At 64.5% G+C, this 15,168-nt stretch carries 13 protein-coding genes; 8 read left to right on the top strand and 5 right to left on the bottom strand.

The features are described 5' to 3' along the window. Positions 1 to 62: 62 nt before the first annotated feature. Together K426_RS18050 and K426_RS18045 are read right to left on the bottom strand one after the other, a co-directional pair. Complete coding sequence (locus K426_RS18050) at positions 63 to 740, bottom strand: prolyl hydroxylase family protein (protein ID WP_066560060.1); 678 nt, start codon at positions 738 to 740, stop codon at positions 63 to 65. Positions 741 to 853: 113 nt separating this feature from the next. Further along, entirely contained in the window at positions 854 to 1,771 is a 918-nt protein-coding gene (locus K426_RS18045) for an RcnB family protein (protein WP_066561976.1), read from the bottom strand. Positions 1,772 to 2,014: 243 nt separating this feature from the next. Between K426_RS18045 and K426_RS18040 the strand changes: the two genes are divergently transcribed. The 3 genes from K426_RS18040 to K426_RS18030 all read left to right on the top strand — a co-directional run bounded on the left by K426_RS18040 (position 2,015) and on the right by K426_RS18030 (position 6,064). Next, positions 2,015 to 2,560 (top strand): biliverdin-producing heme oxygenase, encoded by a 546-nt coding sequence (locus tag K426_RS18040; protein WP_237229839.1) that lies wholly within the window; start codon positions 2,015 to 2,017, stop codon positions 2,558 to 2,560. Further along, complete coding sequence (locus K426_RS18035; RefSeq protein WP_066560056.1) at positions 2,553 to 5,123, top strand: HWE histidine kinase domain-containing protein; 2,571 nt, start codon at positions 2,553 to 2,555, stop codon at positions 5,121 to 5,123. The genes K426_RS18040 and K426_RS18035 overlap by 8 nt, the downstream gene beginning before the upstream one ends. A gap of 131 nt (positions 5,124 to 5,254) precedes the next feature. Next, positions 5,255 to 6,064, top strand: a complete 810-nt coding sequence (locus tag K426_RS18030) for a DODA-type extradiol aromatic ring-opening family dioxygenase (RefSeq protein WP_066560053.1) — start codon at positions 5,255 to 5,257, stop codon at positions 6,062 to 6,064. A 55-nt stretch (positions 6,065 to 6,119) separates the two neighbouring features. Here the strand turns inward: K426_RS18030 and K426_RS18025 are convergent, their stop codons facing one another. The 3 genes from K426_RS18025 to K426_RS18015 all read right to left on the bottom strand — a co-directional run bounded on the left by K426_RS18025 (position 6,120) and on the right by K426_RS18015 (position 8,457). Next, positions 6,120 to 6,656, bottom strand: coding sequence for a (2Fe-2S)-binding protein (locus tag K426_RS18025; protein ID WP_066560051.1), 537 nt, complete (start codon positions 6,654 to 6,656; stop codon positions 6,120 to 6,122). Then, the gene (locus tag K426_RS18020; RefSeq protein WP_066560049.1) at positions 6,653 to 7,129 is read right to left on the bottom strand and encodes a DUF2721 domain-containing protein; all 477 of its coding nucleotides are present in this window, start codon (positions 7,127 to 7,129) and stop codon (positions 6,653 to 6,655) included. The genes K426_RS18025 and K426_RS18020 overlap by 4 nt, the downstream gene beginning before the upstream one ends. 119 nt (positions 7,130 to 7,248) lie before the next feature. After that, the gene (locus tag K426_RS18015; RefSeq protein WP_066560047.1) at positions 7,249 to 8,457 is read right to left on the bottom strand and encodes an LL-diaminopimelate aminotransferase; all 1,209 of its coding nucleotides are present in this window, start codon (positions 8,455 to 8,457) and stop codon (positions 7,249 to 7,251) included. A 140-nt stretch (positions 8,458 to 8,597) separates the two neighbouring features. On the opposite strand from K426_RS18015, the gene K426_RS18010 reads away from it, so the two are divergent. The 5 genes from K426_RS18010 (at position 8,598) to K426_RS17990 (ending at position 15,155) form a co-directional block, all read left to right on the top strand. After that, the gene (locus K426_RS18010) at positions 8,598 to 10,337 is read left to right on the top strand and encodes a PHA/PHB synthase family protein (RefSeq protein WP_066560045.1); all 1,740 of its coding nucleotides are present in this window, start codon (positions 8,598 to 8,600) and stop codon (positions 10,335 to 10,337) included. A gap of 143 nt (positions 10,338 to 10,480) precedes the next feature. Continuing rightward, on the top strand, positions 10,481 to 11,386 hold the full coding sequence (locus tag K426_RS18005) for a phasin family protein (RefSeq protein ID WP_066560043.1): 906 nt from the start codon (positions 10,481 to 10,483) through the stop codon (positions 11,384 to 11,386). Positions 11,387 to 11,667: 281 nt separating this feature from the next. Then, positions 11,668 to 12,075, top strand: a complete 408-nt coding sequence (gene clpS / locus K426_RS18000) for an ATP-dependent Clp protease adapter ClpS (protein ID WP_066560041.1) — start codon at positions 11,668 to 11,670, stop codon at positions 12,073 to 12,075. 108 nt (positions 12,076 to 12,183) lie between these two features. Then, positions 12,184 to 13,692: a glycerol-3-phosphate dehydrogenase gene (locus K426_RS17995; RefSeq protein WP_066560039.1), complete on the top strand. Its 1,509-nt coding sequence runs from the start codon at positions 12,184 to 12,186 to the stop codon at positions 13,690 to 13,692. After that, positions 13,689 to 15,155 (top strand): FGGY family carbohydrate kinase, encoded by a 1,467-nt coding sequence (locus K426_RS17990; RefSeq protein ID WP_066561974.1) that lies wholly within the window; start codon positions 13,689 to 13,691, stop codon positions 15,153 to 15,155. Before K426_RS17995 ends, K426_RS17990 begins: the two co-directional genes overlap by 4 nt. Positions 15,156 to 15,168 lie beyond the last annotated feature (13 nt).

Here is a 15,168-nt window from a genome sequence, read left to right as displayed (position 1 = left end):
TGGGAATGAAGTAGTCAGGAATCAGTCATTTATGTCGCAGTTTGTATCAGCGCCGGATCGCTTCAGGGCGTCCAGACCCGTTCGCGAAACCATTTGGTGACGACATATTTGCTGCCCTTTTCCACCGGGCGGGCGGCGTGCAGGCTGAAGCTGTTGGGCGATCCGTCCCGCTCCATATTGTTCCACATCAGCAGCATGCCCTGAACCGGCGGCACCATGAATTCGCAATGCGGGAAATGCGTCTCTCCGCCCGCCTCGACGGGGGAGAGATAGATCATCGCCGTCCAGCTCCGCTGTCCGCCCGTCTTCAGCATCCTCGGCCAGTAATTGGCGGTCACCGGGAAATAGTCCCAATGCGCCTTATATTCCTGCCCCGGCTGGTAACGCTGCCCCTGCAACGTCTCGCCATGTTCGGGGGCGATGCCCATCAGCGCGCAGATGCGGTCGCTGATCGCGCTGACCAGCGGACTCCAGGGGCTGAGATTGCAGCTCGCGCTGGTGCGGTAATCCGCGTTGGCGCTGCCGGAAAACAGGGTGGAGGGCTGCGCGCCCGCATCGATCAGTTCCCGCAGTCCGGCGCATTCCTCCGGGCTCAGAAATTCGTGCCGCCCATAGATTTCGAGGTGCGGCGCATCGATCCGGCTGACCATCGGATTGCGGTCCAGCCGCGCCCGCACCGTTTCCCCGATCTGTGCGCGGACAATCGAGGCGACGCCGCCATCGTCAACAATCTCGCTCATGACGCCCTCCTGCCACCGGCCCCCATGTCCACGCAAATGAAAAGAGCCCGGAGCACGTGGCTCCGGGTCCAGTGGTTCCTGAAGGCCAGTCCAGGAGCGCTTGTCTTCCGGCGTTACCAGAAGAAATCGTAGATCACGTCCACCACATAACCGTCGCGGATATCGACCAGCAGCGCATCGTCATAATAGCGGACCCAGCGCAGCGTGCCGTAAGCGGGCGGCAAACGGTAAGAATAGGGATCGTCGATCCAGTAGCTGTTCGAATAGAGCAGGCTATTCAGGAAGATCCCGATCGAATAGCGGGAATATCCGTAGCTCCATCCACGCGGCGCATAATAGCGCCCCATCCGGTAGCGATCGCCATAGCGCGAGCGATAGCTCGACCAGTCATAGCGCCGGTCGTTGCGCCAGCCGCTGTCCCAGCGCCGCTGTCCTTCCCAACGGTTGCGGTCATCGAAACGCCGTCCCGAATTCCAGCCCGGATTGCCGCCATTCCAGCGCCGGTCGTCATTGCTCCACCGCCGGTCGTTGCGGTCGTCGCGCCGATCGCGGTCGCGCCAATCCCGATCCCGGCGATCATCGTCGCGCCGGTTGTCCTGCCAGCCCTGACGGTTGCGGTCGCGATCGCGGTCGTTCCAGTTGCGGTCGTTGCGGTCATCGCCGCGAACCGTCGTTTCGAAGCGGCGTTCGCCACGGTTCCAACGGGTTACCGTGTCCGGTCCGCGTTGTTCGGGACGTGCTTCATTGCCGCGCCACTGCCGGTCCGGTCGGGCCTGGGGCTGAGCCACCGGCGCGGGCCGTTCCGCCTGCCGCTGTTCCCAGCGCTGCGCCTGCTGTTGCCGCATCTCGCCGCCGTCCTGACGTTGCGCCTGGCCATTGCCCTGACCGCCGCGCCCGCCATCGGGCCGTCCCGACCGCTCGCCGCCGCGTCCGCGCCAGCCGTTGTCATCGCCTCGCTGGGCGTAGGCCGGGGCGATCCCGCCCAGCACCGTCGCGGTCATCAACCCCGCCAGCATCATTTTCCTCAACATGCCATTAGCCTTCATTTTCACGGGGCCATTGCCCCTCATATGTCGCTTTTAAGACTCGGGCGATGTCGCGATGCTGAACTTGTCTGTCAGCGATTTGAAAGAATCTTTTGATGCGCGATGGACATCGGTCCACGACCGCCGCACAATTTCGCTTCGCGGCGGGAATCCTGGAAATGGGACAGGAGGAAATGAAAGCTGATCCAGATCAGTGCGCTGCCCCGTGAACCACATTAGGACCGTCGAGTGACGAGAACGCCCAATGCCGGCCGCGCCCGACAAGCCTTGCGCCAAGCGACGATGGAAAGCCATCAGCGTGTGGATGACCTGTTCTCGCGTTTTTCGCTTGAGGAACGGTCCAGCTATGCCGCTTTCCTAAAGGCGCACGCCAGGGCGCTGGCCCCGCTGGAGGAGATCGCCCAGCCCGATGCGCCGCGCCTGCCGATGGTGGCGCAGGATCTCGCGGCGCTGGACGAAGCCTTGCCCATGCCCTTCGCCATTTCGATGCCCATGCCGCTGCCCGATGCCTTTCGTTGGGGCGCGCGCTACACGCTGGAAGGGTCGCGGCTGGGCGGGGCGGTGCTCGCTCGCCGGGTCGCGCCGGGTTTGCCGCATGCCTATCTGTCGGCCACGCATGACAAGGGGGGATGGGCCGATTTTCAGCGGACGCTGGACGAGGCCGCAGCCGAAGGGGGCGACCAATGGATTGACGAGGCGATTCGTGGCGCGCAAGCAGCCTTCGATCTGTTCGCGACCGCCGCCGGCGACGAAGTGGCGATCGTCCATGGCTGATGGCGGCAATATTCCGGCCGGGGATTTCGCCGTCGACCTCAGCAATTGCGACCGGGAGCCGATCCATGTGCTGGGCGCCGTCCAACCCTTCGGCTTTCTGATCGCACTGACCGCCGACTGGCTGGTGTCGCGCGTTTCGGCCAACAGCGCCGACCATATCGGCCTTTCGCCCGAACAGATGCTGGGCCAGCCGGTCAGCGGCATCTTCAATGCGGAGGCGGTCCATTCCTTGCGCAACCGCATCACCCTGTTGCGCGGACCCGACGCGGTGGAACGCATCTTCTCGCTCGCCCTGGTCGATGGGATCGCTCCATTCGATGTGGCGGTGCATTTCTCCGGATCGCTGGTCGTGATCGAGGCGGAACCCGCCGCTCATGACGAGATGGAAGCGAGCAGCATGGTCCGCTCCATGGTGTCGCGCCTGGGCCAGACGGAGGGCATGGCCGCCTTCCTGCGCGATGGCGCGCGGCAGGTGCGGGCGCTGACCGGCTTCGACCGGGTGATGGTCTATCGCTTCGCTGATGGCGGCGACGGCGAAGTCGTGGCCGAAGCGCTCCGTCCCGGCATCGACAGCTTTTTCGGCCTGCACTATCCGGCTTCGGATATTCCGGCCCAGGCGCGCGCGCTCTATCTGCGCAACATCTTTCGCGTAATTGCCGACGTGCGGGCGAAGCCGGTTCCCGTCGTGCCGCAGCTCGACCCTTCGGGCGCGGCGCTGGACATGTCGCTGTGCCTCACTCGCGCCGTATCGCCCATCCATATCGAATATCTCGGCAATATGGGGGTGGGGGCTTCGCTCTCCATCTCGATCATCGTCGAGGGGCGGCTCTGGGGTCTGTTCGCCTGCCACCATTATGCCCCGCGCCTGCCCAGTTTCGCGCAGCGCAGCGCGGCCGAACTGTTCGGCCAGATCTTCTCGATGATGCTCGAAAATCGCGAGCGCAGCGAAACCGCCGCCTATGAGGGCAAGGCGCGGCAGGTGGCCGACCGGCTGATGTCGGCGGTCGCGCAGGACCATGACCTGCTGTCCAACGCCCGCTGGCTGGGCGATGTGATCTTCGACACCATTCCCGCGGATGGGGTCGGCGTCTATATTGACGGCCAGATGACCTTTTCCGGCCTGACCCCGGACGGGCCGAGCTTCGCGGCGATCGTCGCCATGCTGAACCAGGCGGCGGCCAGCCAGGTCTTCACCACCGACCATCTGCCGGGCCTGATGCCTGAAGCATCCGCCTATGCCGATCGGGCGGCGGGACTGCTCGCCATTCCGCTGTCGCGCCGTCCGCGCGACTATGTGGTCCTGTTCCGGGCCGAACAGCTCCGCTCCGTGCGCTGGGCGGGAAGCCCGGAAAAGCATGTCGAATATGGTCCCAACGGCCCGCGGCTGACCCCACGCAAAAGCTTTGAGGAATGGTCGCAACTGGTGCGCGGCACCGCCGTGCCCTTCACCGCCGCCGAATTGCGCGTGGCCGAAGCGTTGCGGACGGCGCTGCTCGAAGTCGTCCTGCGCCTGTCCGATTCCGCCCATGAGGAACGGCAGAAGGCGCATGAAAAGCAGGAATTGCTGATCGCGGAACTCAATCACCGCGTTCGCAACATCCTTTCGCTGATCCGGGGTCTGCTGTCCCAGACTCGCGACAATGCCCAGTCGGTCGACCAGTTCATCGACACGCTGGAAAGCCGCGTCCATGCGCTTGCCCGCGCCCATGACCAGATCACCGCCGATCGCTGGGCGCCCGCGCGGCTCTATGACCTGATCGAGGTGGAGGCGGCTGCCTATCTGGGCGAGCGCCGCGACCGGGTGAAGCTGACCGGCCCCAATGTGCTGCTCACCCCTGCGGCCTTCACGGTGCTGGCGCTGGTGATCCACGAACTGCTGACCAATGCCGCCAAATATGGCGCGCTGTCGGACAATGGCAGCGTGGCGATCGACTGGGAGGTCGACGGCGACGGCAGTCTGCTGCTTCACTGGTGCGAGAGCGGCGGCCCGGCGGTCGTCGCGCCCACGCGCCGGGGCTTCGGCTCGACGGTGATCGAACGCTCCATCCCCTATGATCTGGGTGGCCGGGCGGAGGTCAATTACCGCCTCTCGGGGGTGGAGGCGCATTTCTGCATTCCCTCCGCCCATGTCGCCTCCATCCTGCCGGACGTGGTGGGCACGGAACGCGCCAGGCCTGCGCCAGCGCCGACCCCGACGCTGCTCAAGGGCCGCAACGTCCTGTTGGTCGAGGATAATATGATCATCGCCATGGATGGCGAGGATGCGCTGCGCGATCTGGGCGCCGAAGTGATCACCGCCGCCAGCGTGGGCCGCGCGCGGGAAGCGCTTGCGATCCATGATGTCGACCTGGCGGTGCTGGACTTCAACCTCGGCAATGAAACCAGCCTTCCGGTGGCGGACATGCTGGCGGAAAAGGGCGTCTCCTTTCTTTTCGCCACCGGCTATGGCGATGGGCTGGATTTGCCGGAACGGTTCGGTGATGTGACGCTGCTGAAAAAGCCCTATTCCGGCGCGACGCTGGCGCAGGCGATTGCCCCCGTCCTGGAAGAAGCCGAACTTTAGCCTCTCCGGGCGACTGGCGCTTCGCTCCCATGAGTGGTGGGAAGCCGCTCGATCCCGCCCCACATCACTCGAAACAATTCGTTTCCACCCGCCAGCTTGCGCCTGCCCGCAACGGCTCCGATCTATGGGCCATGAGACAACCGACCCTCTTCATCCCCCATGGTGGCGGCCCGTGCTTCTTCATGGACCCCAGTGATCCCGATCGTCCGCACAGCGACCCGATGTGGCATCCGATGCAGGACTATCTGGCGAAGCTTATTGCTACCCTGCCTGAACGCCCCAGCGCGATCCTGCTGATCTCCGGCCATTGGGAGGAAAGCCGCTTCACGGTCCTCAGCGGCGAAAAGCCGGGCCTGCTGTTCGACTATTATGGTTTTCCCCCGCACAGCTACACGCTGCGCTGGGATGCACCCGGCGCGCCCGCGCTAGCCCGCCGCGCCGCGAGCCTGCTGGAACAGGCGGGCTTCCCCACCGGCACGGAGGAGCAGAGGGGCTGGGACCATGGCGTCTTCATCCCGATGAAGGTGGCGCTTCCCGACGCCGACATCCCGCTTGCCCAGCTTTCGCTCCGCCGCGATCTCGATCCTGAAGCGCATATCGCCGCTGGTCGAGCGCTCGCGCCGCTTCGCGACGAAGGCGTCCTCATCATCGGTTCGGGCATGAGCTTCCATAATCTCCGGGTCCGCGGCGCGCAGGCCACCGCGCCCTCCAAGCTGTGGGACGACGCCCTGACCGCCGCCGTCACCGATCCCGACCCGGCCAGCCGCGCCCGGCGCGTCGCTGCCTGGGCCGCCCTGCCGCAAGCCCATTTCGCCCATCCGCGAGAGGAGCATCTCCTTCCCCTGATGGTCGCCCTGGGCGCGGGCGGAGAGGATGCGGCGGTGCGCGATCATGCCAGCACAGTGCTGGGTTGGACCGTGTCCGGCTATCGCTTCGGTTAGCTGGCTTATTATATGAGGAGCAACCTGTTCCTGCCTTTGCAGGAACATAACGCATCTAAGGCTTTCGCAGCGCCGGAACTGCCTTGGCCGCCTCATCGGGCGTGATCCCTGAGGGCGGGACGGCGTCCACCACTTCCTCGCCCCGCATCACCCTTCCGGCGCGCTGGATCGCGCCCCGCAATCGGGGATAGATGCCGCAACGGCAGATGTTGGTCAGCGCGGCGTCGATCTCCTCGTCGCTCGGATCGCTGGTCCGCCGCAGCAGCGCCGAGGCCGTCATGATGACGCCGGGAATGCAATAGCCGCATTGCGACACATTGTCCGCCGCGAACACCTGTTGCAGCGGATGGCCCCGATCGGGCGACAGGCCTTCGATCGTGGTGACGAACTTCCCCTCGGTGGCGGCGATCGTCACCTGGCAGGACCGCACGGCCTCCCCATCGATATCGACGGTGCAGGCGCCGCAATCCCCGGTCCCGCAGCCATATTTCGTCCCGGTCAGGTTGGATGCGTCGCGCAAGGCCCACAGCAGCGGCGTCGCCGGGTCCATGCGATATTGGACAGGCCGGTCGTTGACCGTGAATTTCGTCATGCCGCGCTCTCTTCCTCCACCTGATGGTAGAGCACTTCATTGCGGATGTGGATGGTCCGCGAGGCCAGCCGGATTTCCTGGATGAAGGTGCCGAAGGCCGCCGCCTGCAACACCATGGCCAGGATGAAGAGGATCGCGATCGGCGTGCCCAGATGCACGCCGAACAGGTTCGCCGCGAAAAGCAGGATGACCACCAGGCAGACCGCGCAGGCCGACGCCACCGACAGGAAGATCGCGCCATTGACCACGCTCATCCGCCGGTCGAGCACGCGGATCTCGCTCACCATGCGGTCATGCTCCTTGCCGCGGGAGGCGAGTATCTTCTCCTCTATCTTCCGTGCCCGGTCGATGATGCGCGCCAGCCGGCCGACGCAGACGTTCAGGAACGCCCCGATGCCCGCGAGCAGGAAGACGGGCGCCAAGGCGAGCTGGATGGTCTGCGCGACCTGGGAAACCTGTGGGAGTGCGATCATGGTTTCAAACAGCGCAGAGCGAGGGAAATGGCAAGGACCGAAATGCTTCTATGGGCTGCGCGCCATTATGTCCTTGGGAATCATGCTCCTGCTTGCGCAGGAGCATGCCATCTATTCTCTCAGGCTGCGCCTTGGGCGGGTGTGTTGACGCCCATGGATTTGAGATACTGCTTGATGTTGCGCGCGGCCTGCCGCAGCCGCTGCTCATTCTCGACCATGGCGATGCGGACATAGCCCTCGCCATCCTCGCCATAGCCGACGCCCGGCGCGACCGCGACCTTGGCATGGGTCAGGAGCTGCTTGGAAAATTCCAGGCTCCCCATCTCCTTGAGGGCAGGGGGCAGCGGCGCCCAGGCGAACATCGATGCCTTGGGCGCGGGAATGTCCCATCCCGCCCGGCCGAAAGCCTCCACCATCACGTCGCGGCGCTTGTGATAAAGTTCGCGGTTCTTCTGCACGATGTCCTGCGGCCCGTTCAAGGCTGCGCAGGCCGCCGCCTGGATCGGGGTGAAGGCGCCATAATCGAGATAGGATTTCACCCGCTTCAACGCGGCGATCAACTGCTTGTTGCCGACCGCGAAGCCGATGCGCCAACCCGCCATGGAGTAGGTCTTGGACAGCGATGTGAATTCCACCGCCACATCCTTGGCGCCCGGCACCTGCAGGATGGAGGGTGTCGGATTGCCGTCATAATAAAGCTCGGAATAGGCAAGGTCGGACAGCACCCACACCTTGTTCTCCTTCGCCCAGGCGACGAGCCGCTCATAGAAAGCGAGGTCGACTGTCTCCGCGGTCGGATTGCTGGGATAACCCACCACCAGGATCGAGGGGCGCGGCACGGTGAAGGCCATCGCCCGTTCCAGCGACTGCCAATAATGCTCGTCCGGCGTGGTCGGCACGGAACGGATGGTCGCCCCCGCGATGATGAAGCCGAACATGTGGATAGGATAGCTGGGATTGGGCGCCAGCACGACATCGCCCGGCGCGGTGATCGCGGTGGCGAGGCTGGCGAGGCCTTCCTTCGACCCCATGGTCACGACGACCTCGGTTTCCGGGTCCAGATCGACGCCGAAGCGGCGGCCATAATAATTGGCCTGCGCCTTGCGCAGCCCCGGAATGCCCATGGATTGGGAATAGCCATGCGCGCTCGGCTTCTGCGCGACTTCGCACAGCTTGGCGATCACATGGTCGGGCGGCGGCAGGTCGGGATTGCCCATCCCCAGATCGATAATGTCCTCTCCCGCGGCTCGCGCGGCGGCCCGCATCGCATTGACTTCAGCGATGACGTAGGGCGGCAGACGCTTCATGCGGTAGAATTCTTCAGACATTTGGGGCTTTCCTGAAAGCTCTCGGTAAGGAATAGTGCGTGATGCGCATTCGACGCGTCACAATCTGGCTATAACTCGCCAACTTGCGACACGCCAGTGAAAGCGGCGAACCGGACCATGCCAGGAGGACGAAGGTGGCCATGAAAGCACAGGACATCATGGAACCCCATCTCCCCACGCTCGAAGAAATGCAGCAATGGACCCAGGTGCTTGGCCGCGCGCAGCAATTGCTGCTGGAACAGGCGGCCGGCGCGACCGGCCGCACCTTGCCGTTCGATCCTGAAGCCGTGTCCCGCATCCAGACCAGTTTTGCCGATGAAGGGCTCGCCCTGTGGCAGCGTTTCCTCGATTCGGGCGGGCTGTTGCGCGACCAGCCCGAACCGCCGCCGCCCGGCAGCCCCGCCGCCGCCAGGGACCGGCGCTTTGCCGACCCGGCCTGGACCGAACATCCCTTTTACGACCTGATCCGGCAGAGCTATTTGCTGCTGTCGGATTATCTGATGAAGCTGGCCGATGCGGTCGACGGCGTCGATCCGAAGCAGAAGGCGAAGCTGCGTTTCGCCACCAGCGGCATGCTCGACGCCATGGCGCCCAGCAATTTCCCGCTGACCAACCCCATGGTCGTGCAGAGGACGATTCAGAGCGGCGGCGAAAATCTGGTGAAGGGTCTGCAGCACATGCTGGCCGATCTGGAAAAGGGCCAGCTCACCCATACGGACGGCATGGCGTTCGAAGTGGGGCGCAACATCGCCTCGACCCCTGGCAAGGTGATCAAGGAGACGCCGCTCTACCAGCTCATACATTATGCGCCGGCGACGGAGACGGTGCTGGAAACGCCGCTGATCATCTTCCCGCCCTGGATTAACCGCTTCTACATTCTCGACCTCTCGCCGGAAAAGAGCTTCGTCAAATGGGCGGTGGATCAGGGGCTCAGCGTCTTCCTCGTCTCCTGGAAGTCGGCCGACGCCTCGATGAAGGATTTGATCTGGGACGATTATATCCTGGACGGCCAGATCGACGCGATCGACACGGTGCGGGATCTGCTGAAGGTGCCGAGCGTCCACGCCATCGGCTATTGCGTCGCGGGCACCACGCTCGCCGCCACGCTGGCCCTGCTGGCGGCGCGGGGGGAGGCGGACAAGGTCGCCAGCGCCACCTTCTTCACCGCCCAGGTCGATTTTGCCCAGGCGGGCGATCTGACCCTGTTCGTCGACGATGAGCAGATGAAGATGGTGGAGCAGCTTTCCACCGGCGGATTCCTTGACGGGCGTTATATGGCCGCGACCTTCAACCTGCTGCGCGGGCGCGACCTGATCTGGAACTATGTCGTCAATAATTACCTGCTGGGGCAGGATTATCCGCCCTTCGACCTGCTCTACTGGAATGGCGACACGACTAATCTGCCGGCGCGCTGGCACAGGGATTATCTGACCCAGCTCTATCGCGACAATCTGTTGGTGCAGCCGGGCGCGATCAGCGTGGCGGGCACGCCGATCGATCTGCGCCAGATCAAGACCCCTGCCTATGTGCAGGCGGGGCGTGAGGACCATATCGCTCCGCTGGAAAGCGTGTGGAAGCTGACCGAGCATCTTGCCGGGCCGATCCGTTTCCTGCTGGCGGGATCGGGGCATATTGCGGGCGTGGTCAACCCGCCGGCGGCGGGGAAATATCAATATTGGGCCTGCGACGAATCGCAGCCGACTCTGGACGCCTTTCTTGCGCAGGCAAAGGAGACAAAGGGAAGCTGGTGGCCCGATTGGATCGAGTGGATTCGCGGGCAAAATCCTGAAACCGTGCCGGCGAAAGGCGCGCGCCAGCCGGGCAAGGGCCGACTCAAGACGATCGAGGATGCGCCGGGCCGTTACGTGAAAACGCGCTGAATCATCCGCTTGCCGGAAATTTGCGGTAGTCCGCCTTTTCCTTGCGGTCATATGCATATGTCAAATTTGTTGCAGTGCACAAAAGTGCTTGCAACGGCGCTGCAAAAGTCATATTGTGCACTGCAACAAAGGGAGGTTGGTCCATGGCCGTTACCCCAAAGCCAGTGCGTAAGAAACCCGTCGCGAAGAAGGCATCGTCGACCCTGTCCGCCAGTGAGGCGCTGAAGGCCGCCGAAGCTGCGATCAATGTACCGGCGAAGCCTGCCGCGAAAAAACCGGCGCCCCCCAAGCCTGCAACCCCTGTCGCCAAACCGGCGCCAGTGGCCAAGGCCGATCCGGTGGCGGTGATCGCGGCGACCACCGCCGTCGATGCAGCGCCTGAGCCTGAACCGGTCAAGGAAGCCAAGCCCGAACCGACCCCCGTTGCGCCTGCGCCGCCGCCGGTTGTTGCGGCGCCGAAGGTAGAAACGCCGAAGATTGAGCCGGTGGCAAAGGCTGCGCCTCCGGAGCCCAAGGAAGTCAAGAGCCTGCCGAAGGCCGGGCCGTCAGAGCCCACATTGCTGCCCGCCACAGAAGGAACAAAGATGATGAACGACGTGATCGAAACCGGAAAGAAGTTTGCTGAAGAAACCAAGGCCAAGCTCGAAACGGTCTATGCCGACCTGAACGAGAAGGCGAAGGTGAGCGTCGAGAAGTCGACCAAGGCGATCGAAGAGTTCAGCGACATCGCCAAGGGCAATGTCGAAGCGCTGGTCGAATCCGGCAAGATCGCGGCCAAGGGGTTTGAAACCCTGGGCCAGGAAGCTGTCGATTACAGCAAGAAGAGCTTCGAAAAGGCGACCGCCTCTTTCAAGAGCTTCTCGACCGTGAAGACCCCGACCGAATTCTTCCAGCTCCAGAGCCAGCTCTTTTCGAGCAGCTTCGACGAATTCACCAAGGAAGCGGCCAAGAGCAGCGAAGCGCTGATCAAGCTGGCCGGCGACGTGGCGTCGCCGCTGACCGCCCGCGTGACCGTGGTGACCGACAAGGTGAAGTCGCTCGCCGCCTGATCTTGCCTTCGGGCTTTGGAAAAAGGAAACGGCTTTCGCCTAGCGCGGAGGCCGTTTCCTTTTCCGGCGAACCCAAGGCGGCACATGGCCAAAAGTGGACGGTTTGATCATTTCCGTCATCCCAGCGAAAGCTGGGATCTCGGGCGATAGCGCACGACCTGGCCCCATGAGATCCCAGCTTTCGCCGGGATGACGATATAATGACCGCCTTCCACCCATTTCCACTTTCCCGAGCCATTCCTATCGAGAAGCATGGTTTACGGCCCGCCCGCCCTCTTGCCATGCAAGACCAAATCGCCATATCCTTCCGCATTATGAGCAGCATTTCGATATCGGCATATCCCGCAATGATGGCGGGCAGGGATCAGGACGACCAGGGCGACGGCTCGGGCGGTCCCAATGTCGGCATCGCTACGCGCACTCGCGCCCGGACGAAAAAGCCCTCGCTCTACAAGGTGCTGATGCTGAACGACGACTACACGCCGATGGAATTCGTCGTCCATGTCCTCCAGCAATTCTTCCGCATGGACATGGAGGAAGCGACCCGCGTGATGCTGCATGTCCACCAGCGCGGCGTCGGCGTCTGCGGCATCTTCAGCTATGAGGTGGCGGAAACCAAGGTGAACCAGGTGATGGATTTCGCCCGGCAGAACCAGCATCCGCTTCAGTGCACGCTGGAAAAGGCGTAGGAGATTTTTCCTTCCCCACGCTTCGCGCAGGGGGATTTTAAGTTAGCGCTTGCGTGCTGACGCGGCATCAAGGTTCCCCCCACCGCCTAACCACGCTAACATGCCTCCGTGACAAGGGAGACGGACCCAGCCGCCTATGACCTCGCCGTGATCGGCGGCGGCGTCAATGGTTGCGGCGTCGCCCGCGATGCCGCCGGGCGAGGCGGGAGGGTGCTGCTGCTGGAGCGCGGCGATCTGGCGCAAGGCACATCCTCCGCTTCCACCAAGCTCATCCATGGCGGGCTGCGTTATCTGGAGCATCGCGAATTCGGCCTGGTGCGCGAATCGCTGGCCGAGCGCGAGCGGCTCTGGGCGATCGCGCCGCATATCATCCATCCGCTGCGCTTCGTGCTGCCCTGGGTGCCGGGTCTGCGGCCGCGCTGGATGCTGCGCCTTGGCCTTTTCGTTTACGACCATATTGGCGGCCGGCGCGCCCTGCCGCCGACGGAGGGCGTCGACCTGCGCCGCCATCCCGCCGGGCAGCCGCTGAAATCCGGCTTCGGCAAGGCCTATGTCTATTCCGACGGCTGGGTGGACGATGCGCGCCTTGTCATCCTGAACGCCCGCGACGCCGCCGACCGGGGCGCGGACGTCCGCACCCGGACCGAGGTGCAGCGCCTGGAGCGGGAAAGCGGCGGCTGGACGATCCATGCGCAGGGGCCGGATGGATCGGCGGCCCGATTCCGGGCGAGCGCCGTGGTCAACGCTGCCGGGCCGTTGGTCCTCGACCTGCTCCATCGCGCCCATGGCGACACGGCGCGCCACATGCGGCTGGTACGCGGATCGCATATCGTCGTGCCCCGCCTGTTCGATCATGGCTTCGCCTATTTCTTCCAACTGCCCGACAGCCGCATCTTCTTCGCGCTGCCCTATGAGCGGGATTTCACCCTGATCGGCACGACCGACCGCGATCATGCCGGACCAGTCGATGATGTGCGGCCGGAGCCGGAGGAGATCGCCTATCTCTGCGACGCGGCCAATCGCTATTTCAGAAAGGCGATCGCGCCGCAGGATGTGCTGTGGTCCTATGCCGGGGTGCGCCCGTTGATCGACGACGGTTCGGCCAGGCCGGAGGCGGCGACGCGTGGCTACCGGCTGGAGCTGGACGCGCCGCAGGGGGAAGCGCCGCTGATCAGCCTGTTCGGGGGCAAGATCACCACCTATCGCCACCTCGCCGCCGAAGCGGTGGCGATGCTGAAACCCTTTCTCCCCAGCCTGTCGGGCGGCGACTGGACCGCAAAGGCTCCGCTGCCGGGCGGCGATTTCCCGATGCAGGGGCGCGATCAGCTCATCGCGGATCTGGGCTGCGACTATCCTTTTCTCGATTATGCCTCATTGCAGCGCATCGCCTGCGCTTATGGCACCCGCGCCTGGGACTGGCTTGGGACGGCGCACGGCATGGATGGGCTGGGGACTCATTTCGGCCATGGCCTGACCGAGGCGGAGCTGCGCTATCTGGTCGAGCGGGAATGGGCGATCACCGCCGACGACATATTGTGGCGCCGGACCAAGCTGGGCCTGCGCCTGGACGCACAGCAGAAAGCGCGCGTCGAACGGTGGCTGGGGGAGAGGGCGTGAGCGAGCCGCACATATTGGTGCTGGATGAAGGCACGACGTCGACCCGGGCGATGCTCTATGCGCCGGACGGGCGGCGGCTGGGCATGGCGCAGGCGGAGCTAACCCAATATTATCCGCAGCCCGGCTGGGTCGAACATGACGCGGCGGAGATCTGGGAGAAGACCCTGGCCTGCGCGCGCGAGATGGTGGCGCTGGCGGGCGGGGCGGAGAACATCGCCGCGATCGGCATCACCAACCAGCGCGAAACCATGGTGGCGTGGGACCGGCGGACGGGGCGGCCTTTGGCCCCCGCCATCGTCTGGCAGGATCGCCGCACCGCCGATCATTGCGCCGCATTGCGGGAGGCGGGCGAGGAGGGGGCGATCCAGCGACGGACCGGGCTGGTGCTCGATCCCTATTTTTCCGCGACCAAGATGCGCTGGCTTCTGGATCATGCGCCTGCGGTGGTCGAGGCGGGAGACGCTCTGGCCTTTGGTACGGTCGAAAGCTGGCTGGTGTGGAAGCTGACCGGCGGTCTGCATGTCAGCGACGCCAGCAATGCCAGCCGCACCCAGTTGATGGCTTTGGACGGGACGGAATGGGATCGGGGTCTATGCGACCTGTTCGGCGTGCCGTTGCGGGCTTTGCCGGAGATTGCCGACAATATCGGTGCCTTTGGCGAGACGCGGGCGGAATGGTTCGGGCGGCCGATTGCGATCCGGGGATTGATGGGGGATCAGCAGGCGGCAACGATTGGCCAGGGCTGTCTGACGCCGGGCGATGCCAAGGCGACATTGGGCACCGGCGCCTTCGTCCTTGCCCATATGGGCAGCGCCGTGCCGGTTTCGCGGCATCGCCTGCTCGGGACTTTGCTCTGCCGGCTGCCGGGCGAGACGAGCTATGCGCTGGAGGGATCGCTGTTCGTCGCGGGCAGCCTGATCCAATGGTTGCGCGACGAGCTGGGCCTGATCGCCTCGGCGGAGGAAACGGAGGGGCTGGCGCGGTCGGTGCCGGACAGCGGTGGCGTCGCCATGCTGCCCGCGCTGGCGGGGCTGGGCGCGCCGCACTGGCGGGCGGAGGCCAAGGGCATGATCCACGGCCTGACGCTGGGCACGAAGCGGGCGCATATCGTGCGCGCGGCGCTCGAATCGCTGTCGCACCAGATTCATGACCTGGCCGGGGCTTTCGCTGCTGACGGCGTGCCCTGGCGGACGTTGCGCATCGACGGCGGGATGAGCGCCAACGACTGGATCGCGCAGGATCTGGCCGATATTCTGGACCTGCCCGTCGATCGTCCGGCCGATGTGGAGACGACCGCCAAGGGGGCGGCGATGCTGGCGGCGGTGGGCAGCGGCCTGTTCCCCTCGCTTGCTACGGCATCGGCGGCGATGGGGGCGGGAGGACAGCGCTTCACCCCGGCCTTGCCGGATGACGTCCGACGGGAAAGGCTGCGGGGATGGCAGGCTTTGCTGGCCTCCGCATGATTTTCCTCTGTGT

This window comes from Sphingobium sp. TKS (assembly GCF_001563265.1).
Classification (GTDB): Bacteria; Pseudomonadota; Alphaproteobacteria; order Sphingomonadales; family Sphingomonadaceae; genus Sphingobium.
Note: the sequence above shows the minus strand (reverse complement) of the source record. Positions and strands in the feature narration are given on the sequence as shown.